The 19,971-nt window shown below is 65.9% G+C and carries 26 protein-coding genes; 7 read left to right on the top strand and 19 right to left on the bottom strand.

What is annotated here, in order from left to right; translation table 11 throughout:
• Positions 1–207: 207 nt before the first annotated feature.
• On the bottom strand, positions 208–846 hold the full coding sequence (locus C8348_RS04085; protein WP_106751972.1) for a DUF2460 domain-containing protein: 639 nt from the start codon (positions 844–846) through the stop codon (positions 208–210).
• 96 nt (positions 847–942) lie between these two features.
• Here C8348_RS04085 and C8348_RS04080 point away from each other — a divergent pair, with 96 nt between their 5' ends.
• Entirely contained in the window at positions 943–1,197 is a 255-nt protein-coding gene (locus C8348_RS04080) for an HP1242/YdcH family protein (protein WP_106751971.1), read from the top strand.
• A 22-nt stretch (positions 1,198–1,219) separates the two neighbouring features.
• Here the strand turns inward: C8348_RS04080 and C8348_RS04075 are convergent, their stop codons facing one another.
• The 14 genes from C8348_RS04075 to C8348_RS04010 form a co-directional block, all read right to left on the bottom strand.
• On the bottom strand, positions 1,220–1,807 hold the full coding sequence (locus tag C8348_RS04075) for a phage tail tape measure protein (protein ID WP_106751970.1): 588 nt from the start codon (positions 1,805–1,807) through the stop codon (positions 1,220–1,222).
• A complete protein-coding gene (locus tag C8348_RS04070; protein ID WP_198646919.1) occupies positions 1,807–2,022 on the bottom strand; it encodes a phage tail assembly chaperone in 216 nt (71 codons plus the stop codon). Before C8348_RS04070 ends, C8348_RS04075 begins: the two co-directional genes overlap by 1 nt.
• Complete coding sequence (locus tag C8348_RS04065; protein ID WP_106751968.1) at positions 2,019–2,363, bottom strand: gene transfer agent family protein; 345 nt, start codon at positions 2,361–2,363, stop codon at positions 2,019–2,021. Before C8348_RS04065 ends, C8348_RS04070 begins: the two co-directional genes overlap by 4 nt.
• Before the next feature lie 14 nt (positions 2,364–2,377).
• Positions 2,378–2,791, bottom strand: a complete 414-nt coding sequence (locus tag C8348_RS04060) for a phage major tail protein, TP901-1 family (protein WP_106751967.1) — start codon at positions 2,789–2,791, stop codon at positions 2,378–2,380.
• A gap of 262 nt (positions 2,792–3,053) precedes the next feature.
• Complete coding sequence (locus C8348_RS04055) at positions 3,054–3,455, bottom strand: DUF3168 domain-containing protein (protein ID WP_106751966.1); 402 nt, start codon at positions 3,453–3,455, stop codon at positions 3,054–3,056.
• The gene (locus tag C8348_RS04050; protein WP_157950375.1) at positions 3,452–3,775 is read right to left on the bottom strand and encodes a phage head closure protein; all 324 of its coding nucleotides are present in this window, start codon (positions 3,773–3,775) and stop codon (positions 3,452–3,454) included. Before C8348_RS04050 ends, C8348_RS04055 begins: the two co-directional genes overlap by 4 nt.
• Positions 3,772–4,341, bottom strand: a complete 570-nt coding sequence (locus C8348_RS04045; RefSeq protein ID WP_106751965.1) for a head-tail connector protein — start codon at positions 4,339–4,341, stop codon at positions 3,772–3,774. The genes C8348_RS04050 and C8348_RS04045 overlap by 4 nt, the downstream gene beginning before the upstream one ends.
• Positions 4,342–4,613: 272 nt before the next feature.
• Positions 4,614–5,852 carry a phage major capsid protein gene (locus tag C8348_RS04040; RefSeq protein ID WP_106751964.1) on the bottom strand — a complete coding sequence of 413 codons (1,239 nt, stop codon included), beginning with the start codon at positions 5,850–5,852 and terminating at the stop codon, positions 4,614–4,616.
• A gap of 43 nt (positions 5,853–5,895) precedes the next feature.
• Positions 5,896–6,324, bottom strand: a complete 429-nt coding sequence (locus C8348_RS04035; RefSeq protein WP_106751963.1) for an HK97 family phage prohead protease — start codon at positions 6,322–6,324, stop codon at positions 5,896–5,898.
• On the bottom strand, positions 6,321–6,509 hold the full coding sequence (locus C8348_RS04030) for a hypothetical protein (RefSeq protein ID WP_106751962.1): 189 nt from the start codon (positions 6,507–6,509) through the stop codon (positions 6,321–6,323). Before C8348_RS04030 ends, C8348_RS04035 begins: the two co-directional genes overlap by 4 nt.
• 152 nt (positions 6,510–6,661) lie before the next feature.
• Entirely contained in the window at positions 6,662–6,859 is a 198-nt protein-coding gene (locus tag C8348_RS04025) for a hypothetical protein (RefSeq protein ID WP_106751961.1), read from the bottom strand.
• A complete protein-coding gene (locus tag C8348_RS04020) occupies positions 6,852–8,108 on the bottom strand; it encodes a phage portal protein (RefSeq protein WP_106751960.1) in 1,257 nt (418 codons plus the stop codon). The genes C8348_RS04025 and C8348_RS04020 overlap by 8 nt, the downstream gene beginning before the upstream one ends.
• 196 nt (positions 8,109–8,304) lie before the next feature.
• Positions 8,305–9,585: a DNA-packaging protein gene (locus tag C8348_RS04015; protein ID WP_198646918.1), complete on the bottom strand. Its 1,281-nt coding sequence runs from the start codon at positions 9,583–9,585 to the stop codon at positions 8,305–8,307.
• Complete coding sequence (locus tag C8348_RS04010; RefSeq protein ID WP_106751959.1) at positions 9,509–10,228, bottom strand: hypothetical protein; 720 nt, start codon at positions 10,226–10,228, stop codon at positions 9,509–9,511. The genes C8348_RS04015 and C8348_RS04010 overlap by 77 nt, the downstream gene beginning before the upstream one ends.
• 391 nt (positions 10,229–10,619) lie before the next feature.
• Here C8348_RS04010 and C8348_RS04005 point away from each other — a divergent pair, with 391 nt between their 5' ends.
• The 3 genes from C8348_RS04005 to C8348_RS03995 all read left to right on the top strand — a co-directional run bounded on the left by C8348_RS04005 (position 10,620) and on the right by C8348_RS03995 (position 12,905).
• A complete protein-coding gene (locus C8348_RS04005) occupies positions 10,620–11,168 on the top strand; it encodes a DUF3833 family protein (RefSeq protein ID WP_208983524.1) in 549 nt (182 codons plus the stop codon).
• 180 nt (positions 11,169–11,348) lie between these two features.
• Entirely contained in the window at positions 11,349–12,281 is a 933-nt protein-coding gene (locus tag C8348_RS04000; RefSeq protein ID WP_106751958.1) for a VOC family protein, read from the top strand.
• A 3-nt stretch (positions 12,282–12,284) separates the two neighbouring features.
• Positions 12,285–12,905 (top strand): alpha/beta hydrolase, encoded by a 621-nt coding sequence (locus tag C8348_RS03995; protein ID WP_106751957.1) that lies wholly within the window; start codon positions 12,285–12,287, stop codon positions 12,903–12,905.
• 63 nt (positions 12,906–12,968) lie between these two features.
• On the opposite strand, the gene C8348_RS03990 is transcribed toward C8348_RS03995, so the two are convergent.
• The gene (locus tag C8348_RS03990) at positions 12,969–14,600 is read right to left on the bottom strand and encodes a methyl-accepting chemotaxis protein (RefSeq protein WP_198646917.1); all 1,632 of its coding nucleotides are present in this window, start codon (positions 14,598–14,600) and stop codon (positions 12,969–12,971) included.
• A 209-nt stretch (positions 14,601–14,809) separates the two neighbouring features.
• Positions 14,810–15,298, bottom strand: coding sequence for a YcgN family cysteine cluster protein (locus C8348_RS03985; RefSeq protein ID WP_106752054.1), 489 nt, complete (start codon positions 15,296–15,298; stop codon positions 14,810–14,812).
• Positions 15,299–15,409: 111 nt separating this feature from the next.
• On the opposite strand from C8348_RS03985, the gene C8348_RS03980 reads away from it, so the two are divergent.
• Genes C8348_RS03980 through C8348_RS03970 form a run of 3 tightly spaced genes read left to right on the top strand, consistent with a single transcriptional unit; the run spans position 15,410 to position 18,860 of the window.
• A complete protein-coding gene (locus C8348_RS03980; RefSeq protein ID WP_106751956.1) occupies positions 15,410–17,620 on the top strand; it encodes a PBP1A family penicillin-binding protein in 2,211 nt (736 codons plus the stop codon).
• Complete coding sequence (locus tag C8348_RS03975) at positions 17,617–18,279, top strand: DUF1214 domain-containing protein (protein WP_106751955.1); 663 nt, start codon at positions 17,617–17,619, stop codon at positions 18,277–18,279. The genes C8348_RS03980 and C8348_RS03975 overlap by 4 nt, the downstream gene beginning before the upstream one ends.
• Entirely contained in the window at positions 18,276–18,860 is a 585-nt protein-coding gene (locus tag C8348_RS03970; protein WP_106751954.1) for a DUF1254 domain-containing protein, read from the top strand. Before C8348_RS03975 ends, C8348_RS03970 begins: the two co-directional genes overlap by 4 nt.
• 2 nt (positions 18,861–18,862) lie before the next feature.
• On the opposite strand, the gene C8348_RS03965 is transcribed toward C8348_RS03970, so the two are convergent.
• Positions 18,863–19,531: a hypothetical protein gene (locus C8348_RS03965; protein WP_208983522.1), complete on the bottom strand. Its 669-nt coding sequence runs from the start codon at positions 19,529–19,531 to the stop codon at positions 18,863–18,865.
• Between the two features lie 211 nt (positions 19,532–19,742).
• Positions 19,743–19,964 (bottom strand): hypothetical protein, encoded by a 222-nt coding sequence (locus C8348_RS03960; protein WP_106751953.1) that lies wholly within the window; start codon positions 19,962–19,964, stop codon positions 19,743–19,745.
• Between the last annotated feature and the right edge of the window lie 7 nt (positions 19,965–19,971).

The following is a 19,971-nucleotide window of genomic DNA, read 5'->3' as shown; positions in this document are numbered from 1 at the left end:
GGCGTTGCCGCTTTGCGGCCTGCCGATGCTCGAAGCTTGGGTTTCGCCCACTTTCCCCCGGCGGTCATGCCATGACTTGATCATGGCATCCATGCCGTCACCTCACCCGAGGAACGGAGCCGCCGAGATGAAAGTTCGATATTTCAACGGGATGCGAGGTTGCGATCACCGCGTCTTGGTCCGCCCGTCATTCGGCCCAGCCCCCGCTCAGCCGCCCAACCGGATCTCCACCAGCGGGATATGCAGCGCCTCGCCGGCCTCAAAATGCGTCAGGCTCAGGTCCAGGCTGTCCGTGTCGAAGCGCACCGGCACGTCGAACAGGAACCCGGCCGTCACCACCGCCCCATTCGCTGGCGGTGTCGCAAGCACCACCTCGCGCGTCGCCGTATCAAAGGAAAAGCCGCCCGGTGGCAGCTCCGTGCCATTCACCGCCAGCTTCAGGCTGCCCGCCACCGGCAGGTCGATCACCCGGGCATAGGCGGCCGGTCCGCTGCCATAGACCTTGACCAGGGGATAGCGCGTCCGGCTGCCCGTTCCCGTGCCGAGCGCAACGTTCAGCGCCCCCGGCGCGCCGCCGGTCAGGGCCGAGCTGTGGTCGAAGGGATCGCGGAAGCGGAACCCGGACATTCGCCCCCGCGCCCGCTCGAACAGGGCGACGACGGCGCGCAGGTCGGCGAGCGAGCGGATGCCCGAGCCCGCATCATACCGCCGGCGGCTGTCGGCCCAGCGTGCGTTGCGCGTCTCCCGGCCGCTGGCCAGCGTCACCACCTCGGTGCGCCGCTCCGGCCCACCCCGGGATCCGAAAGCAATCGGCAAGGGAAAGCTCTCGTCCAGAAATGCAATCATCGCGTCCCCCCATCGATCTCGCGTCCGGTTTGATCTTTCTCAAGGACCGGAACGGCCACTGCCGCCATGGTCGGTCCGAACAAGGAGTAAAGACGCATGAGTCACGTTCCCCACGAATTGCACGAAGAGTTCCCGGAAGCTGCCAACGCGCTGCACGCGCTGAAGCTGTCCAGCGCGCATTTCGTCAAGCTTTCTGACGAGTATCACGAGGTAAACCGCGAGATTCATCGCATCGAGACCGACATTGCGCCCGCGTCCGACGAAGCCCTTGAGGCCCTCAAGAAGCAGCGCCTTCACCTGAAAGACCAGATCGCGGCCATGCTCGCCGCCGAGGAAAACACCGGCTCCTGAGCCCCTCCTCTTCAAGCCGGTGTTAGAGCCCGCGCCGTCCCCGTCCGACGGCGCGGGCCACCAACGCCGACACCTGGGCCTCAGACCTGCGGAAACTTTCCGCATCCCGGGTTGTCACGTTCACCACCACCGGCCCGCTTCCTGCGCCCGGGCCAGCACCGCCCCCCGACATGGCCCCTGACATAGCCACGCCCAGCCGCCCGTCGGCTCCGCGCGCCAGCGGCAGGATTGCCTCGGCTCCGGCCTCGCCCATGAGGCCCAGGCCGCCCGAATGCCCAAAGAAGGTCGGCTGAGCCACCACGCCTCCGTCGGCGAAGGCCGTCACGCCGCCGCTGATCAGGCTCGAAAGTCCGTCTGTCCCGAACAGCCCCCCCGCCATCGACCCGACCAGCGTGTCGAGCGGCTTCAGCGCCTGTCCCAGCACGCGGGAGGACAGGCTCAGCACCATCTGCTTCATCACGCTGTCCAGCGCCTTGCCGTCCACCAGCGCCGCCTTCAGGCCCGTGCTCATCAGGCGCGAGAACTCGCCGGCTGAGCGGGTCATGTCCTGCATCTGCGCGCTCATCCGGCCCATGTCACCGGTCAGACCGCTGTCGCTGTCATCCTCCATCACGGCGCTCCCTCATCCGGAAAATCGGTCATCAGCCGGGCCAGATCCCTGCGGCTCAAGGCAGCCGCCCGCCGGGTCAACCCCAGCGCCAGCGCCAGTTCGCGCGGCGTCGCGGCCCAGGTCATGGCCGGGCTCCAGCCCAGCCGGTTCATCGCGAGAAAAAGGGCAAGGTCCCAGGGAAACGGCTCCGCCGATCCGGGCCTTGCCCTGCTCAAGGGCGCGCGCCAGCGTCCTCCTCGCCCGCCTCACCGGTGCCAAAGGTCACCCTGAGCAGGTCAGCCGCAATCGCGGCATAGCCCGGTGCGCCGCCCGGCGCCCGCATCGAGGCCACCTGATCATCGCTCACCACATGGCCGGCTCCGCGCAGGCCTGCCCCCAGCACCCTGACCAGATCGCGGGCCGACAGCCGGCCGGATCCGAACCGCTCGACGAGCCCGTTCAAATCCTCGACCGCAAAGGCCGCCTCCAGCTCGGCCAGCGCGCCCAGTGTCAACACCAGCGTCCATTCCCGGCCATCCAGCATGGCCGAAATCTCTCCGCGCAGACGGTTCACCATCGCCGTTTTCCTTCTCAGATTGCGGTAAAGGTCAGTTCACCAGCGGATTCCAGCGCCATCTCGTAGGTCACCTCGCCGTCATGCTGGCCGGCATATTCCAGCGCCGTGATCTGGAACGGCCCGTCCAGGGTGCCGAAACTCGGGATCGTCACCTGCCAGCGGCGGATTTCGCCAGAAAAGAAAAGAGTGCGCGCCTGCGCATCACTGGTGAGATCGCGAAAGATCCCCGAGCCGGAAATACTGGCCGCCCGCGTTCCTGCCCCGTCCAGCAGTTCCCGCCAGCGCCCGGTGCTGTCGGCGCTGGTGATGTCGACCGCCGGAGCGCTCAGCGCAATGCGCCGCGCCCGCAAGCCCGCCACCGTCAGAAACGACCCGCTGCCGGTCTGGTCCAGTTTCAAAAGCAGATCACGTCCACGTTGCGCCGCCATGGCCAGTCTCCCGGTCTGTCAAGTTGAGGTCATTCATCAATCGTCTCGCCCCCTCCCTCGTCGCTCCCGGCTAAAACGTCGCTCGCTCCCCCCTCCTTCGTCGCTCCTGCGCAGGCAGGAGCCCAGTAACCGAGGCGGCCAAATGCAGCGCACGGGAAAAACCCCGCCAGTCCCGCGTTCGAAACCACACGCCGAGCTCACCAACCGAAACCGGGGCTACTGGGCTCCTGCCTGCGCAGGAGCGACGAGGGGACGGAAACACCTACGGCTCAGTCACACAGCGAAGCCTTGCGCCGGCCCGCCAGGTGCGGCCGTCCGTCATGCGCCGGCTTGTGACCTCGATGCGCCGCACCGAGACCATCTTCGCGCCCGTAATGGTCAAGGTGGTCGTCTCCAGCGTGGTCACGGCCAGCACCAGAGCCTCCATCGCCTCGTCGCGGCTCGCCCCGCGCGAATAGACGGCAAGCTCAAGCTCGTGCTCCTCGCCGTCGCTGATCGTTCCGCCCAGCAGGCGGCTCGCCAGCGCCTCCAGCGTCAGATAGGGCAGCGGCTGTCCACGCGGCGGCCCGTCATAGAGCCTGGCACCGCCCAGCAATGTCAGCAGCGCCGGCGTCGCCGACAGTCTCGTCAGGACCGCGCTGCGCAGGTTCAACCCATGGCTCATGCCGGTTCCTCCTCAAGCATCAGCTCCACCTGCCGCCGGCCGCCATCGCGGTCCCTTGCGGTCAGCACCCGGAAGCTGCGGGCGTCCACCGTCACCTTCCAGCCGCCGCTCACATCAGCGCGAAAGCGCAGGGTCATGCGGTGGGTGGCCGTGCCGCTGAGCCGCCCGGCCGCGACGGCCTCGCCCTGCAACAGGCCGGTCAATTGCGCGAAGTCGATACCGATGTCGGTAAACCCTGCCGTGGCCTGCCCGCTTGCCGCCACGCTCAGCTCCGGTCGCCACAGGCGGACGGACAGCCGATAGGCTCCCGCACCGCTCACAGCAGCGGCATCCGGAACGGCATCAAGAGCCGGTCGAGACCGTACGGCAGGCTCGCCATGGCAAGGTCCGTCCCGGCTTCCCTGTGCTCGTACCAATGCGCGGCCAGCATGCGCACCGCCTGCCGCAACGGCTCCGGCACATCGGCCGGGGAAGCCCCGTATCCAGCCGTGAAGTCGATCTCGAGCCCGTTCACCGGCTCCACCCCGGAGCCCATGTCCGGCGCCACCACCAGCCGCGCCGGCTCCGTGCCGCGCCGGAGCGTCCAGGCGGCAGGGGCCAGCGTCACCGGCATGCCGTCCGCGCCATAGACCGTCACCGCCGTCACCGACAGCACCGGGGCCAGCGGCAGCCGCAGGATGCGTCCCGCTGGCCAGCCGTCCAGCGCGATGCGCCAGCCCTGCGTGATCAGCGCCCGCCGCGTCACCTGTTCCACATGCTCGCGCGCGGCCTTGATCAGGCTGGCAAGCAATCCGTCTTCCTCGGTCTGCACCAGCCTCAGCTGGGCCCGAAGCTCCGCCAGCGTCACCGGCTCCACCGCCGGCGCGCTCGTCAGCCAATGTGTCATGGCCACCTCTTGTCAGGAATTTTTTCTTAAGTGTAGTCGTCATGCAGCAAGACCGAAGCCCCCCACCCCCACCCCCTCCCCACGAGGGGGAGGGAAGCTGAAAGGCCTCGGCAGCAGTTGGTGCAGTTGTTCAATCCGGTAGGCGCTTCCGCCCCCCTCCCCCTCGTGGGGAGGGGGTGGGGGTGGGGGGGGATGCGGGCGCAAACCGCATAGGCTTGGGAGTGGGGCGGTTCGGCTCGAACTAGAACAGGATTGGAGGCTCCCCCTCCCCCCTACACCGCGAACACCAGCAGCTTGATCGCGGCGAAGTCCTGCACACCGCCGCCGACACGCTTGGTCGTGTAGAAGAGCACGTAGGGCTTGGCGGAATAGGGGTCGCGCAGGATGCGCACGCCCTGGCGGTCGACCACCAGATAGCCGCGCTGGAAGTCGCCGAAGGCGATGGCGGCGGCGTTGGCGGCGATGTCGGGCATCGCTTCGGCCTCGGTAACGGGGAAGTTGATCAGCGTCGCCGGGGCACCGGCGCTCGCCGGCGGCTGCCAGATGTAGTTGCCGTCGGCGTCCTTCATCTTGCGCACCGCCGCTTGGGTGCGGCGGTTCATGACAAAGCGGGCGTTCTGGCGGTATCCGGCGCGCAGCGAATAGATGAGGTCGATCAGCTTGTCGCCCGGGTTGGTCGCGGCGAAATTGCCGGCCACGCCCGTGTTCAGCGTGCCAAGCGACCCCCAGGCCCAGGAGGCATCGGCAACACGCGGCACCGACAGGAAGCCGGTCGGCTTGTTGATGCCGTCGCCGTTGACGAAGGCCGTCCCCTCCTGCTCGGCAAAGACCATCTCGATCTCTTCCGCGATCCAGGCGTCCACGTCCACGGCCGCATCATCCAGCAGCGCCGAGGTGGCCGAGGGCATGGCATAGAGTTCCATGGTCGGGAAGGTCAGCTCCGCCAGCGTCTGGCTGTTGGTCTGCGGCCGTGCAGCGGTCTCGCCCACCCAGCCGGACTGCGGCCCGGTCAGGGAATAGGGCTTCTTGAACACGCTGCCCGACACCTGCCGGTTGCCGGCAATGGCGCGGATCGGCGACACGTTCGCCAGCCGCATGAGAATGCCGCTTTCCGTCTCCGCCGGCACCAGGAAGCCGCCATCCGGGTTGGAGCCGATCGACAGCGCCTTCATCTCCAGCGCCTTCAGCCCGTCGTCGCGTCCCTCGCGCATGTAGGCGTCAAACGCCGCCTTGTGCTCCAGCCCGGCGCCATTGCGCGGCGTCTCGCCGGAGAGTTCCGGCCGCCGGGCCTTCAGGGTCAGTTCGTCCAGCCGGCGCTGCGTCTTGTCGAGTGCCGCATCCAGCCGGTTCAGCTTGTCCAGCGTCACCACATCCGCGCTGCCGCGCGTCTCCAGTTCGGCCAGCCGCGTGTCATTGGCATCTCGGTAGGCGGCAAAGGCCGACTGCAGGTCGTCCAGCGCCTGGCGCGGCTCCAGTCCATAGGCCTTGGTCTCAAGCATCATCTCGTTCATCGCTGTCTCCGCGTTGGGCAGGGGCATGATCTCGGGCGGCGGCTCATCGCGCCGCGGTCTCCGCCGGCAGTGGCGTCAGCCGTGCTGCCGGGTGTTCGGGAAAGGTCACCAGCGACACTTCCCAAAGGTCGATTTCGGTGAGGTGCCGGCGGACACCGCCCTCACCCTTGACGGCCGCCAGGGCGCGAAAGCCGATGGAGAGGCCGTCCAGCGCCCCGGCGCTGATCAGCTCCGCCGCCTCGCGCGCCGCGGCCACACCGGTGAGCAGCCGTCCGGTCACATAGAGGCCGTGCGCGTCCTCGCGCGCCTTCTCCCAGATGCCGATGGGCTGCATCCGGTCGTGCTGCCACAGCATCCGCAAGGCCGCAGACCCGCGCCGGGCGAGCGAGCGGGCAAAGGCGCCCGGCAGCACCACATCGCCTGCGCCATCGGGCTGATGGAACACGCTGGCGTATCCGGCAAAGCGGGTCATCGCGCTGCATCCCGATTGCTTGGCGTCTGGTCCGTGATCTGGCCAAGCCGCTGCAACGTCGCGGCAAAGGCGGCAAACACCCGCGCGGGCCGGGCCTGCGGCATGGGTCTGCGGTTCAGGTTCAAGGTCAGGCTGCGGGCAGGCGTCATCGCCCCGCCACGGGCCAAAAGGCCTGTGTCCGTCATGACTTGGCTCTCCTTGTCGAGGTTCTGAGTCCGGCTTGCCCGCTTCATGCGGCAGGCGAGCCCGGCGCTTCATCGCGAAACGTCACGCGGCGCCGTTTCTTGAGTCTGCGGCGCCGTTTCTTGAGTCTTCTGAATCGCTTGGACCCGGCTCTTCAGCCGCCGTCATGGTCGTTGAAGATCTGATTCAAGCGCTCGATCTCGTCCACGAACTGGCTGAAGCGCCGGTTCGAGGCGGACAGTTCCTTCAGCAGCAGCCCGGCCAAAGCCGAGGCCGATCCCGCCCACAGCAGCAGCGCCAGATGGGCCAGGTCGCCGCGTTCGACGACGGCGGTGAGGACCGCCTCAGACATTGCCCTGCCCTGCTGCGTCGCCCTGCCCTGCGGTTTCGCCCTGCCCTGCTGCCTCGTCTGGCCCGGCGCGGCGGCCATAGCCCACCGCCGCCCGCTTCTCGTCCTCGGACAGGAAGTCCGCCGCCCCCACGCGCCGCCACAGGGCCTCGCGCTCCGGCGACAGCGCCTCGATGGCATCGGCGTCCGGTTCCAGCCGCAGCGGCGCGCCATAGGCCGGGGCCAGCCAGTTCGACAGGCTCAGCGCCGTCCGCCGCACAAGCGGCAGCACGGTCTGGCGCCAGAACGCCCGATTGGCTTCCTGGTAATTGGCAAAGGTGTTGTCGCCGGGAATGCCGATCAGCATCGGCGACACACCGAAGGCCAGCGCGATCTCGCGCGCCGCCTCGCGCTTGGCATCGATGAAATCCATGTCCTTGGGCGTCAGGCCCATCGGGCGCCAGTCCAGTCCGCCTTCCAGCAGCAGCGGCCGGCCGGCATTGCGTGCGCCCTGATAGCCCTCTTCCAGTTCCGCCTTCAGCCGCTCGAACTGGTCCAGTGACAGATTGGCCCCCTCGCCCGCGCCATAGACCAGCGCCCCGGAGGGCCGCGCTGCGTTGTCGAGCAACGCCTTGTTCCATCCGGCGGCTGCGTTGTGGATGTCGAGGCTCACCTGTGCCGCCTCGATCGGCGCGCAGCCATAATGGTCCGACAGCGGGTGAAACAGCGTCAACTGCCGCACCTGGGGCACGTCGCCAAGGCCGCTCAGCCGCAGCGACTTGCCGCCCACCTGATACTCGAACGCCTCCGGCCAGCCGGACGTCCCCGGCACCACCTTCACCCGGTCGGGGCGCAGCACATGCAGCTCCGCCGGCAGGGCATCGGCGTCTTCGCTGACATAGATCCGCTCGACATAGGCATTGCCCGCCACCAGCAGGTGACCGAACAGGGTCTCCAGAAAATCCGGCCCGCTCTGGCCCCGGTTGGGCCGCGCCAGCAGGCGCAGCAGCGGGTGCTCCGTCAGTTCCTCTTCCTCGGAAAACAGGCTCAGCGGAACACTCGCCGCCGCCTCGCTGACCATCCGCACCGCCCGGTAGACAACCGGGTTACGCAGGTAGCCTTCCCGCGCCAGCGCCGCATAGTCGCGCGGGCTCCACACGGGCCGCCCACCGCTGGCAAAGGCGATCAGCGGCGCCGTGCGCGAGGCCTTTTCCTCATCCAGCGCTGCCCCGCGCGGTTTGAAAACTGAGTCCAGAAACCGTGCCAACCCCATGATCCTGAATCCTTTTTCCGTATCACTTAAGAGATTGAATCCACGGCCTCACAGCTTGAGTCACATGACAGCCTCAGCGCGCTCACGACCCAACCCCAGGCACCCTCTCCCCCCTTGAGGGGGAGATGCGCCCGTCAGGGGGCAGAGGGGGGTAAGCCGCCTCTCGGGAAAACCGAAGCACTGATCCATGCCCCCCTCACAGCCGCCTCAGCCGCGGTGTCCCCCGTTCGGACAACAGCAGTTCGCTCAGGGCCCAGACCAGCGCGTCCAGCCGGTCGGGCGAGCGGCCTGAGGTGAGGCCGCCCGGCCCGAAATCCGCCATCTCGTCCTCCAGCGCCGGCATAGCTCCGACGTGGCGCACCCGGCCCTGTTCGTAGATCAGCGCGATCGGTTCGGCCCGTGCATACTTGCCCCGGCTCGCCCGCACGCTCTTCACCGGCACCGCCGGATCAGCGGCGGCGATCACCTCGCGCACCATGTCGCCGCCCTGATTGACCTCGGCGACCAGACAGTCCGCCTGATAGTGCCGCCACAGCGCCACCGCCCGCCCGGCCCAGTCGGCCGGCCGCGCCCGGGCCAGACTGTGATCGGCGAGCACATAGGCAATCCCGTCCTCACCGAGGCCCGCCACCACCAGGCCGCAGGCATCAGAACGTTTCGTGGCCGTGGCCGGCGGATCGATGGCAATGACGATCCGCACCAGATGATCCGGCGCGGCGGCGATCCGGCAGGCGTCCAGGTCACTGCGTTGCCACAGGGCATCGGGCCGGTCCTCGATCAGTTCGCCGTCCAGCTCCTGCCGCCCCAGCCGCGTTCCGGCGTAACGCGCCACCACCCGCTCCAGAAAGCCAGGCGCCAAAAACAGCGCATTGGCCCGGGTTGCGGCCCGGGTCAGCGTGGTGCCGGGCATGTTGATGAGGCGTTTCAGCAGCGGTACTGCGCGGGGCGTCGTCGTCACCAGCTGGCGCGGCCGCTCGCCCAGTCTCAGGCCAAACTGCAACATGTCGAAGGTCTCCTCGCCATTGCGCCACTTGGCCAGCTCGTCGGCCCAGGCGATGTCGAACTGCGGCCCGCGCAAGGCCTCCGGGTCTTCCGACGAGAAGGCCTGCGCCACCGCGCCGGTGCGCCATTCCAGCCGTCGCCGGCTCGGGTTCCATTGCGGTCGCTCGGCTTTGGGATGCACCGACAGGATGCCCGACACCCCTTCGATCATCACCTCGCGCACATCCTGATAAGTCTCGCCAATCAGCGCGATGCGCCCCGCAGGTGCCGCCTCGCCGGTCCAGCCATGGCCAAGGGCGCGGGCGCGGATCCATTCGGCCCCGGCCCGGGTCTTGCCCGCGCCGCGTCCGCCCATCATCAACCACACTGCCCAGTCGCCGCCGGGGGGCAATTGATGCTCATGGGCGAAGGTCGGCCAGTCCTTCAGCAGGAACGCCATCTCGCTCCGGCTCAGCCGGTCCAGCGCCTCCTCCATCCGCCCCGCCTGCCCAAAGGCCAGCAAGGCGGCGCGCAAGTTCCGCGCGCAGGCTGTCGGGGTCAGGTCCGTCATCCGTCTCCTCGCTGCGGCTCTTCTGCAGGTCCATGAGCGTGTCGAGCGTGCGGGCTAGGCTTGCCAGCGTCCTTGCGCCCTGGTCCATGTCGGAGAGCTTAGCCCCCTCCCCGGTCTCGCCCGCCATCAGCCGGCCCAGCCGGTCTTCGAGCCGCGCCACCTGGGTCTCGAACGCCCGGTAGAGCCTTGCGATCATCCGCGCCTGCTCATCGGGTTCAGCGTCGGCAAAGCCCTCCAGCGCCTCGCCCCGCCGCATCCAGCCCTCTTGCCGGATGCGGTAGGCAAGCCGTTTCGTCGTCACCTTCAGCCGCGCCGCGATCATCGCTTGCGACAGGTCCGTCTCCTCATAGAGCCGCCGCGCTTCGCGCCAGACCTGCGCCGGGTCGGTGGCCATATCGGCAACCGGCCGCCGGACCCGGCCACCCGACTTCGCCGGACCCGCCTGGTCTGGGACCACCGTGTCCTTCGCCGTACCTTTTGGAGCCCGTGTCTTGCCAGCGCCAGCCTTCGTCGTGGTGGGCGTCCTGACTTCAGGCAAGCCATCCCCGTCCCCGGCAGTGTCCTGCATGGCCAAGCTCTCCCGCATAACTGTAAGATCTCGTCACTCAACGGCAACGCCAGTGGCTGCGCGTCGCAGCCAGATGCCGCGCCGCCAGCCGTCTTGGCCCGGTCAAAAATCCATCTCAGTCAGAAAGGCCGGAAACTTGTCCCCGGGTGGGGTCACCGGGTGCATTGTGTCCTGCACACGGCGCTCCTTGCGCAGGCGTGGATCAACATCCCACCCCCACTCGCCGTCAGCCGCACTTCTTCGACCATGACAAGATCCTACCCGAACAGCGCTTCGCTGTCAAGGATTATTTTCCTATTTTGTGAATTGGGTTCCACATCAGCCCAACAGATCCATGGCTCCACGCGCGCCGTAACAGATCCACAAATTCATTGCTTCATCGCGAGGTCCCATGTCCCTGAAAGCGCGCCGCCCGTCCGGACTTCTGCTGCCGCCCTTCCTCTTCGCACTTGTCGCAGCAGTTCTGCTTCTCCTGATGCTGCCCGCGCGCGCGGCTCAGCCGCTGGTGCTCGAAGAGTTCTTCCGCGGCCGCACGGTGGCCGAAGGCGTGTTTGAAAGCCGCATCGCTGGCGTCCGGCGCGAGTTCAAGGTTTATCTCGAGGGTACCTGGAATCCGAAGACCTTCACGCTCCGCCTGCGCGAGGATTTCGTCTATGCGGATGGCGAAAAGGACACCAAGGTCTGGTTCTTCCAGAAAGTCGGCGACCGCCGCTACATCGGCACACGTTCCGACGTGCTTGCACCGACCCATGTCACGCCCGAGGGCGACAGCCTCGTCTTCACCTATGCCGCCGAGGTGCCGGTTGGCGAAGGCTCGATTGCCCTGCGCTTTCTCGACACCCTGACGCCGGTGGACGCAAAAACCGTCCGCAACACGGCAAAGGTGGTCAAGTATGGCATCACCGTGGGCACGGTGGACCTCACCTTCAAGCGCCCCTGACTCCCACGTCAGACCGTCAACTTTTGACGCAAGCCCCCCGCCGGAACATGATCATTGTTCAATCAGAGTGAACTTCAAGTCGAACATTCGCGGCATTCCCGGATCCGCAACCGCCCCTTAAGTTCAGCGCATCAAACAGATCGGCCCCACACCGGGGCTGCCAGATCGGGAGACTTTCCCATGCTGAACCAGATCCGCGGCCTGCATCATGTCACCTCCATCGCCGGTGACGCTGCCGCCAACAATGCCTTCTTCACACGTACCCTCGGGCTGCGCCGCGTCAAGAAGACGGTCAATTTCGACGCGCCCGACGTCTACCATCTCTACTATGGCGATGAGGTCGGCACGCCCGGCTCGGTCATGACCTATTTTCCCTTCCCTGGCGCGCGCAGCGGACGCCCCGGCACCGGCGAGGTCGGCACCACCGTCTTCGCGGTTCCGGAAGGCGCAATCGGCTACTGGAAGGATCGGCTCACAGCTGCCAGAGTCGACGGCCTGATGGAGGACACGCTGCTGGGCCAGAAGCGCCTGCATTTTGCCGGTCCCGACGGCGACGGCTTTGCCCTCCTTGAAGTGCCCGGCGACACACGTGCGCCTTGGATTGGCACCGACGTTCCCGCCGATGTCGCGATCCGCGGCTTCCATTCGACGACGCTGCGCCTGCGGGATGGCGGAGCGACGGGCGAGCTGCTGCGCTTCATGGGCTACCAGCAGGCAGAGACCGCGGAAGGCTTCACCCGCTACCAGATTGCTGGCGGCAATGGCGCGCATGTCATTGATGTCGAGGTCATGCCGAACATCGCTCACGGCGTCTCTGGCGCTGGCTCGGTGCACCACGTCGCCTTCGCGGTCGAGAACCGGGCCGCCCAGCTCGAGGTCCGCAAGGCCCTGATGGACACCGGCTTCCAGGTCACGCCGGTGATCGACCGGGATTACTTCTACGCGATCTACTTCCGCACGCCCGGTGGTGTCCTGTTCGAGATTGCCACCAACGAACCGGGTTTCGACCGGGATGAGGACACGGCCCATCTGGGCGAAGCGCTGAAGCTGCCGAGCCAGCACGCGCACCTGCGTCCCTATCTGGAAACCCACCTGCCGAAACTCGAGGGCTGATCCATGGCGAAAGACAGCTACGCCCACTACCTGCGTCCGGCCCCCGGGCCGGACGAAGCCCCTCTTGTTGTCGCCTTGCATGGCACGGGCGGTGATGAACACCAGTTCGCCAACCTCGCTGATAGCCTGTTTCCGGCTGCAACCGTGCTGTCACCGCGCGGCGATGTGTCGGAACATGGCGCCCTGCGCTTCTTCCGCCGCACTGGTGAAGGCGTCTATGACATGGCCGATCTCGCCGCTAGAACAGACAAGATGACCGGCTTCCTGTCCGCCTGGAAGACGGAACTTAGGCCTCGCAAGCTGCTCGCTTTCGGCTATTCGAACGGGGCCAACATCCTGGCCAGCGTCGCCTTTCAGCGTCCGGATCTGTTCGACGCCATCGCACTACTGCACCCGCTGATCCCGTTCGAGCCAGTCGCGAACCCGGCTCTCGCCGGGCTGCCGGTGCTGATCACGGCGGGTCGCCGCGATCCCATTTGCCCTGCTCCCCTGACGACGCGCCTGCAGAGTTGGTTCGAGGCGCAGGGTTCGGCTACGCGAACCCTCTGGCACGACGGCGGACATGAACTGCGCCCGACCGAGATCGAGGCCCTTGCCCGTTTCGGCCAGGACCATCTGACCTGACATGCAAAAGCCCCCACGGCCGTGCCGTGGGGGCTGATCTTTGCGTCACAGCTGAGGTCGACGTCAGGCCGCGCTAACGCGGCTCAGGAAGTCGTCGATGCTTTCCGCCAGCTGACGGGTCTTCAGTGCCACGTCATTCGAGGACTTCGCCACATCCGCAGCCGAGGCGGAGGTTTCGTCGACCGCGTGTTTGACGCTTGTCATGTTGACCGTGATTTCTCGCGTCCCGGACGCCACTTCCTGAACAGAGTGGCTGATTTCGCCGGTCGCTGCGCCCTGCTGTTCGAGAGCCCGGGTGATGGAGGCGGTGTACTCGTTCACCTGCACCATTGTCTTGGCAATCTCGTTGATCGCCGCAACGGAGCCGGCCGACGCGTCCTGGATCGCCGTGATCTGGGCCGCGATCTCTTCAGTCGCCTTCGACGTCTGGGTTGCCAGTTCCTTCACCTCAGCGGCCACGACCGCGAAGCCACGTCCTGCATCCCCGGCACGTGCCGCCTCGATGGTGGCATTCAGCGCCAGCAGGTTGGTCTGTTCCGCAATGTCCTGGATCAACTGCAGCACCGCGCCGATCCTCTGGGCCGAGGCCGCAAGGCCGGCCACCTGATCGTTGGCTGATGCGGCCTTCGTGTTCGCGGCGGAAACCACCGCGCTGGTATCCGCAATCTGGCGCGAGATCTCACCGATGGACGCCGACAGTTCTTCGGAGGCCGAAGCCACCGTCTGGACGCTGGCATAGGCCTGCTCGGTCGCAGCCGCCACGGAGGCAGTCCGGCCGGTGGTGTCCTTCGACATGTCGAGCAACAGGTTGGAGATCTGCGACATGTTGTGGGTGGATTCCTCAACCGGCTGCAGCAACTGGCGGGACTGGTCACGGAACCCGGCGATCATCGCCTCAAGGGCCGCCTGACGCTCGCGCTCCTTGTCAAACCCGGCGCGCTGATCAGCTTCGAGCTGACGCTGCCTCTGGCCGTTGTCACGGAACACTTCCACCGTCTTGGCCATCTGGCCGAGCTCATCGACACGCGCCGTTCCCGGCACGGTCACTTCCAGATCACCGTCGGCAAGGCTGAGCATGGTGCGCGACAGCTGGTCGATCGGCCGCGTGATCCGGCTGATCAGATACATCAGCGCCCCGGACACCACCCCGATGGCAATAAGTGCCATCACCAGCGCTGTCAGCTGGGCTTCCCGTTCGGCGGCTTTCAGAAGGCTGAGATCGAAGCCGATGAAAACACTGCCGATGCGGCTTACTGTTCCAGCCTCATCGCGCAGGATCGGCTTGACACCGATCATGTGGGTCTCAGTCTCGAAGAACCGCGTTGCCTTGTCATCGCTGGGCGCCTGCGCTTCGTCAGGAATCCGGGCAAGCAGGTCCTTGCCATCAACCGCTTCCTTGGCAACCGTGGCGAATATAGCCCCGTTCTCCTCACGCACCACCGCAAAGGAGAACCGGCTGTTTTCGGTGAGCGGCTGCAGCACCGTCTTGGCCAGATCCTGGTTGAAGTCCCAGATGGCGTTGCCCAGGGCCTGGTTGGACATCTCGGTACTGATCTTGATCTCGGACTGGAACGCATCCTCGACCGTGGAAATCAACTCCGAAGAGGTGAGGTAAGAAAATGCCGCAAAGGCACCTGCGACGATGACCACCACAGGCGTGATGGTCTTGAACTTGATGGATTGCCAGAATTTCATGGCCAGTCCCCGATTGAGCTGACCCCATGCTCCAACCAGCGAGACAAAATTCCGTTAATGCGGCTGCAGATAACCAAACAGATCAGCTGAAAAATCAGGCAACATTGTCCATTTACCTTTTGTCAGCCCTGATTACCCAGCGCATCGGCAAAAATTGCAGGCCCATATTGCTGATTTCGCAAGGGCGGGGCTCGTTCGCTGGGTAACTTCTATTTCTCGGGCCGACGTTTGGCCTTGCGCGGAATTTGCATTGGCCAGTTGACCACGTGATCTTCGTAGTCTTCAATCTCGATACCGGCTTCCGACACTGTGCGCCCACGCACGGACACGCCGGCCTGATGCACGGTGTCCGGTTCTCCCGACACAAGCGGATGCCACCAGTAGAGATCCTTGCCTTCCCGCACCAGCCGATAGGCGCAAGTCGCCGGCAGCCACGTCAAGGTCCGCACTTCTTCCGGCGTCAGCTGGATGCAATCGGGAACATTCACCGTGCGGTTCGGATAGTCGCTGCAGCGGCAGCTGGCATCGTCAAGCAACTGGCAGGCCACATTGGTCCAGACGATCTGGCCGGTGTCCCAGTCCTCCAGCTTGTTGAGACAGCAGCGGGCGCAGCCGTCGCACAGTGCCTCCCACTCCGTTGTCGTCATGTCCTCCAGCGCCTTTTCACGCCAGTAGGGAACCGGCAGATCGGCAGCCATCGGGGGAATCTTGGTGTCCGGCATTGATTTCGTAGCCCGTTTCGGGTTCCCTAGTCGCGACAAGGATAGGCGTCGATCCTTTAACAGCATCTACAGGCAACGGATAGCGCTGTGAGCTCCGACCATCAGGATGATCGCGGCCCGGATCGCCCGCCGGAGCAGGCGGACAGGGGTGCTGCATCTGGGCAAGACAAGGCCCGTCCTCGTCGCAACACCTATCGCTCGCTAACGTCCCGCCTCCTCTCGGCCGACGCTTGGGTCGATACGGCGCTGTGGCGCGCAGGGCGGTCACTCGGTGAGGGGTTTCGCGCTTATGACCGGTTCCTGCGCCGGTTCGAGGTTCGCGGCTTTGGCCGGGCGGCAGCCGAAGTCGGCTCCGACGGCGCCACGTTTGGTCTTCTCGGTCTGCTCGTCCTCCTGACCTTCGCCCAGCCGGCCTTCGAGGCAACCCGCAACGCCGACTGGATGACGACAGAAGATTTCGCCGTCACCTTCCTCGACCGCTTCGGCAAGGAAGTCGGCCGGCGCGGCATCGTGCTCAACGATACCGTGCCTCTGGAGGAATTGCCGGATGTGCTGGTCAAGGCAACTCTGGCGACCGAGGACCGCCGCTTCTTCGAGCATTTCGGCATTGATTTGTTCGGTACGGCACGCGCCATGGTGGAGAACCTGCGGGCCCGAACGGTGGTCCAGGGTGGCTCATCGCTGACCCAGCAGTTGGCCAAGAACCTGTTCCTGTCCAATGAGCGCACTTTGGAACGCAAGATCAAGGAAGCCTTTCTTGCCCTGTGGCTGGAGGCGAATCTCTCCAAGCGCCAGATCCTGAAGCTCTATCTCGACCGCGCCTACATGGGCGGCGGCGTGTTTGGTGTCACCGCGGCCTCAGAGTTCTATTTCGGCAAGAACGTTCGCGAATTGTCGCTGGCCGAGGCAGCGATGCTTGCCGGCCTCTACAAGGCGCCAAGCAAGTACGCCCCGCACATCAACCTGCCAGCCGCCCGTGCCCGTGCCAATGAAGTCCTGACCAACATGGTCCAGTCCGGCTTTATGACCGAGGGCCAGGTCATCGGAGCCCGCCGCAATCCAGCCGTGGCTGTCGACCGGTCGCAGGAACAGGCGCCCGACTATTTCCTCGACTGGGCCTTCGATGAAGTGAGGAAACTCGCCCGCCGCAACCCCGCCCTCGCCCGCGACCGCATCGTCACCGTCCGCACCACGCTGGATCCGGCCCTGCAGCGTCAGGCGGAGCAGTCCGTCGACGGTGTCCTGACAGAATTCGGCCAGGCCCGTCGCGCCCGAGAGGCCGCGCTGGTTGTCATGGTTCCAGATGGCGCTGTCCGGGCCTTGGTCGGCGGTCGCGACTATGGCAAGAGCCAGTTCAATCGGGCCGTCGCCGCTTTGCGCCAGCCCGGGTCCTCCTTCAAGCCCTTCGTTTACATCACCGCTTTCCTCAATGGTTATTCGCTCGCCAGTATCGTGCCGGATGCGCCCGTCTCGATCGGCAACTGGAGCCCGCGCAACTATTCCCGCGGCTATGCCGGTCCCATTACCCTCAAGGATGCCTTGACCCGCTCGATCAATACGGTTCCTGTCCGCCTGTCCATTGCCGTCGGTCGCCCGGCGATCATTGAGACAGCCTACAAGATGGGCATCACTCACGAATTGCAGAACACCGTGTCCCTTCCTCTGGGCGCCTCGGATGTCTCCGTCATCGACATGACCGCCAGCTATGCGGCCTTCGCCAATGGCGGATTGAAAGCATCCCCCTACGCAATCCTTGAGGTTCGCAATTCCCTCGGCCGGCAGCTCTATGACCGCAGCCGCAACGAGCCGGAGCCCGAGCGTATCCTGCCGGCCGACAAGGTCGGCGAGATCAACGAGATCCTGGTCAACGCAGTCGAGAACGGCACAGGACGAAGAGCCATTGTTGAGGGCGTCGTCGTCGCCGGCAAGACCGGGACCACCTCCGCCTACCGCGATGCCTGGTTTGTCGGCTATACGGGCAACTTCGTCAGCGCCGTCTGGTTCGGCAATGATGACTTCTCCCCCACGGACCGCGTTACGGGCGGCACCTTGCCGGCCCTCGCCTGGCAGAAACTGATGGCCTATGCCCATGCCGGTATCGAGCTTGTCCCGATGCCCGGCATCGACCCAACGCGCCTGAAGCCGGCGCAGATCGCCCGCAACAGCGACGTTGCGCCGGCTGCCAGCCAGCCACGCATTCTCTCAGCGCGCACCGCCGAGGTGCTCGGCCAGATTGGCCGGGCGCTTGACGCCCTCGGTCAGACTGCCGCGATCGGCGAGGAGATCGCCCGGCCATGAAGTCCGCTTTTCCGCTCGGGCCCGAAACCGACTGGCAGAAGACCAGCACGCCGGATATTCTGCGCCCCACGCGCATGTCTCGCCTTGCCCGGGCTCTTGCCCTCGTCGGCACCATCGCCGTAGCCGTCGCCGCCGGGTTGTGGTCTGCCCATCTTGCCTTGACCAGCGAGGACCTGTTCAAACCGATCCGCATCGGCGTCTGGGGCGCCCATCCCCTCGCAGGGACCCCGGAGGCTGATCCTTATTCCGCAGCAATCTATGCCCGGACCGGGCGCATTCCGCTGGCCAATGGTGAGGGCGTCGCCTTTGTTGCCTCGACGGATTCGTCCGGCGAACTGCTGAGCCCTGCTTGCAACTATCGGATCGCCGGCCAGACCCCCACAGCGCGCCTGTGGACCCTCACCTCCGCCGACCGGGACGGACGCCTCATGCCCACCCCTGCCGGCAGGGTCAGCCTGTCGAGTTTAGGCCTTCTGCGGGCATCCGATGGCAGCTTTGAAGTGTCCGCCTCCCGCGCGCCGCGCCCCGGAAACTGGCTGCCACTTGGCACGGGGGAAAGCCTCAGTTTCATCCTGCGCCTCTATGATGCTCCGATCACAACCGGGGCCACGCTCATCGGCCTCGCCATGCCGGAGATCACGAAGGTCAGTTGTCCATGAGCGGCCGCCGCTTACTTGTGCGCCTTGCGCTCTATGGACTTGCCAGCCTGTTTCTGGCCGGGATCGTCCATATTTTCGTCGTACTGACCGTCCCCGGCCATGTGCGCGCCGAAGCCTTCGCCCGGCTGGCCCGGATCGGCTCGGACCGGCAGTTCCATGTCCTGCCGGCAGTCGCGCCCGGTGCGGAGCCGCTGCCGATGTTGGACCCGGAAATGGGCCATGCCTTGTGCTGGTTCCGCCTTGCCGATGGCCCGGTCAGTCTCAGCGCCGCGGTCAACTCGCCGTTCTGGTCCATGGCCCTGTTCAATGGCGCAGGCGAGGTCGTCTACAGCCTCAACAACCGCACCTCGGGCAGCGGCGAACTGGCCATGCTGGTGCTGACGACACCGCAACTGTCGATCCTTCGCGCCAACCCGCCGGAAAACCTCGATGAACTGATCGTTATCGAAACAGACCAAACGGAAGGCTTCGTCCTCCTGCGTGCCTTCATTGCCGACCGGCCGAGCACGGAAGTCATCAGTTCAGGCCTCAAGGCTGCCCGGTGCGACACCCTCAAGCCCGACATGCCAGCGTCCAGCTGAAGCTATTTCTGCGGTGCGGGCCGTTCGAGGCCCCATCTGGAGTAGATCCGGGATCGTTCCGCATCAATTGCCGTCTGGTAGCGGTCCGTATGCTCACAGCCTTTTTCGGTCAAACGGACAACAGTCTCCAGTTCCTTGATGGCCCGGTTGACCTCCCAGATCCGGCTGCCGGAGGGCGTCTCGATCTCAAAGTGGTCGACGGCGGTCTGATAGGCTTGGATCCGGAACCTCAGGGCCTGCGCCACCCACCCGGTATAGGCCCGGTTTTCCCACACCCGCGCATTGGCCCCGGCATAGGTGTCGACGGTCACGAGGTCCCGGCTTGACAGCGCCCGCAACCGGTCGAGATCCGCCTTCGCCACCCTTGTCGCCACCTCGCAGAAGGGCGGTACCAGGGTCGCATCGCCGCGCGCATCTGCCGCGATCCGGTCGAAACGCACTTCGCTCGACCGGAAACGCTCCGACCCCAGGAACACTGTGTAGTGCGTTACTGGCACCAGTCCCTGCTTCTCCGGCAGCAACCGGGTCCGCGCCAGTTCCACCTTGGTGCCGCCAATCCAGTCCTGTGTCGCCGGCGGACGGATCAGTCCCCAGCCCAGATTACGCAACAGCTTTTCGTCATCGGTCAGCAGGAATTCGGAAACCGGCTCCTCGCGCAGACGCGCGGCCATGTTTCCTGCTTCCGGCATCAATGCGTCATGGACAACGGACGGCCTTGCCCGGTTAAAATCACCGGTTGGGCGGCTGCAGCCAAGCGGCCCAAACAAGACAAACGCCGCCGCCGCCAGCAGCGGGGGCAGAAAAGAGTAGGGCCGTCGGCACGTCAGCCGGGCAGTATTCATAGTCATGCAGCCATCCTCGCGCGGGTTGTCGCGCGGCGGCTCACGCGTCAGTCAGGGCCGCCTGGTCGTGTTCGGGGGCCGCATTCTTGGCCGATGTTCCGATGGTCCCGATTCTCGGGGCGAGATCAAGCGCCACGCGCTCGATGCGCACACCGGGAAACAGGACAACACGGTCCGTGGCCGGGGTCTCGTCCGCTCCCGTCGAAGTGGCTCGGTGCTTCAGCGGCCTGCGGGCCGCTGCAAAGTCCAGCAAGGTTCCCATCCTCGTC

This window comes from Pannonibacter carbonis (genome assembly GCF_003012935.1).
GTDB lineage: Bacteria > Pseudomonadota > Alphaproteobacteria > Rhizobiales > Stappiaceae > Pannonibacter > Pannonibacter carbonis.
The sequence above is the reverse complement of the archived record's forward strand: the minus strand, read 5'-3'. Positions and strand labels throughout refer to the sequence as shown.

Coding starts and splice junctions, on each gene's coding strand:
- C8348_RS04085 (WP_106751972.1), bottom strand. CDS start 846: ATGATTGCATTTCTGGACGAGAGCTTTCCCTTGCCGATTGCTTTCGGA.
- C8348_RS04080 (WP_106751971.1), top strand. CDS start 943: ATGAGTCACGTTCCCCACGAATTGCACGAAGAGTTCCCGGAAGCTGCC.
- C8348_RS04075 (WP_106751970.1), bottom strand. CDS start 1,807: ATGGAGGATGACAGCGACAGCGGTCTGACCGGTGACATGGGCCGGATG.
- C8348_RS04065 (WP_106751968.1), bottom strand. CDS start 2,363: ATGGTGAACCGTCTGCGCGGAGAGATTTCGGCCATGCTGGATGGCCGG.
- C8348_RS04060 (WP_106751967.1), bottom strand. CDS start 2,791: ATGGCGGCGCAACGTGGACGTGATCTGCTTTTGAAACTGGACCAGACC.
- C8348_RS04055 (WP_106751966.1), bottom strand. CDS start 3,455: ATGAGCCATGGGTTGAACCTGCGCAGCGCGGTCCTGACGAGACTGTCG.
- C8348_RS04045 (WP_106751965.1), bottom strand. CDS start 4,341: ATGACACATTGGCTGACGAGCGCGCCGGCGGTGGAGCCGGTGACGCTG.
- C8348_RS04040 (WP_106751964.1), bottom strand. CDS start 5,852: ATGAACGAGATGATGCTTGAGACCAAGGCCTATGGACTGGAGCCGCGC.
- C8348_RS04035 (WP_106751963.1), bottom strand. CDS start 6,324: ATGACCCGCTTTGCCGGATACGCCAGCGTGTTCCATCAGCCCGATGGC.
- C8348_RS04030 (WP_106751962.1), bottom strand. CDS start 6,509: ATGACGGACACAGGCCTTTTGGCCCGTGGCGGGGCGATGACGCCTGCC.
- C8348_RS04025 (WP_106751961.1), bottom strand. CDS start 6,859: ATGTCTGAGGCGGTCCTCACCGCCGTCGTCGAACGCGGCGACCTGGCC.
- C8348_RS04020 (WP_106751960.1), bottom strand. CDS start 8,108: ATGGGGTTGGCACGGTTTCTGGACTCAGTTTTCAAACCGCGCGGGGCA.
- C8348_RS04015 (WP_198646918.1), bottom strand. CDS start 9,585: ATGGAGGAGGCGCTGGACCGGCTGAGCCGGAGCGAGATGGCGTTCCTG.
- C8348_RS04010 (WP_106751959.1), bottom strand. CDS start 10,228: ATGCAGGACACTGCCGGGGACGGGGATGGCTTGCCTGAAGTCAGGACG.
- C8348_RS04005 (WP_208983524.1), top strand. CDS start 10,620: ATGTCCCTGAAAGCGCGCCGCCCGTCCGGACTTCTGCTGCCGCCCTTC.
- C8348_RS04000 (WP_106751958.1), top strand. CDS start 11,349: ATGCTGAACCAGATCCGCGGCCTGCATCATGTCACCTCCATCGCCGGT.
- C8348_RS03995 (WP_106751957.1), top strand. CDS start 12,285: ATGGCGAAAGACAGCTACGCCCACTACCTGCGTCCGGCCCCCGGGCCG.
- C8348_RS03990 (WP_198646917.1), bottom strand. CDS start 14,600: ATGAAATTCTGGCAATCCATCAAGTTCAAGACCATCACGCCTGTGGTG.
- C8348_RS03985 (WP_106752054.1), bottom strand. CDS start 15,298: ATGGCTGCCGATCTGCCGGTTCCCTACTGGCGTGAAAAGGCGCTGGAG.
- C8348_RS03975 (WP_106751955.1), top strand. CDS start 17,617: ATGAAGTCCGCTTTTCCGCTCGGGCCCGAAACCGACTGGCAGAAGACC.
- C8348_RS03970 (WP_106751954.1), top strand. CDS start 18,276: ATGAGCGGCCGCCGCTTACTTGTGCGCCTTGCGCTCTATGGACTTGCC.
- C8348_RS03965 (WP_208983522.1), bottom strand. CDS start 19,531: ATGGCCGCGCGTCTGCGCGAGGAGCCGGTTTCCGAATTCCTGCTGACC.
- C8348_RS03960 (WP_106751953.1), bottom strand. CDS start 19,964: ATGGGAACCTTGCTGGACTTTGCAGCGGCCCGCAGGCCGCTGAAGCAC.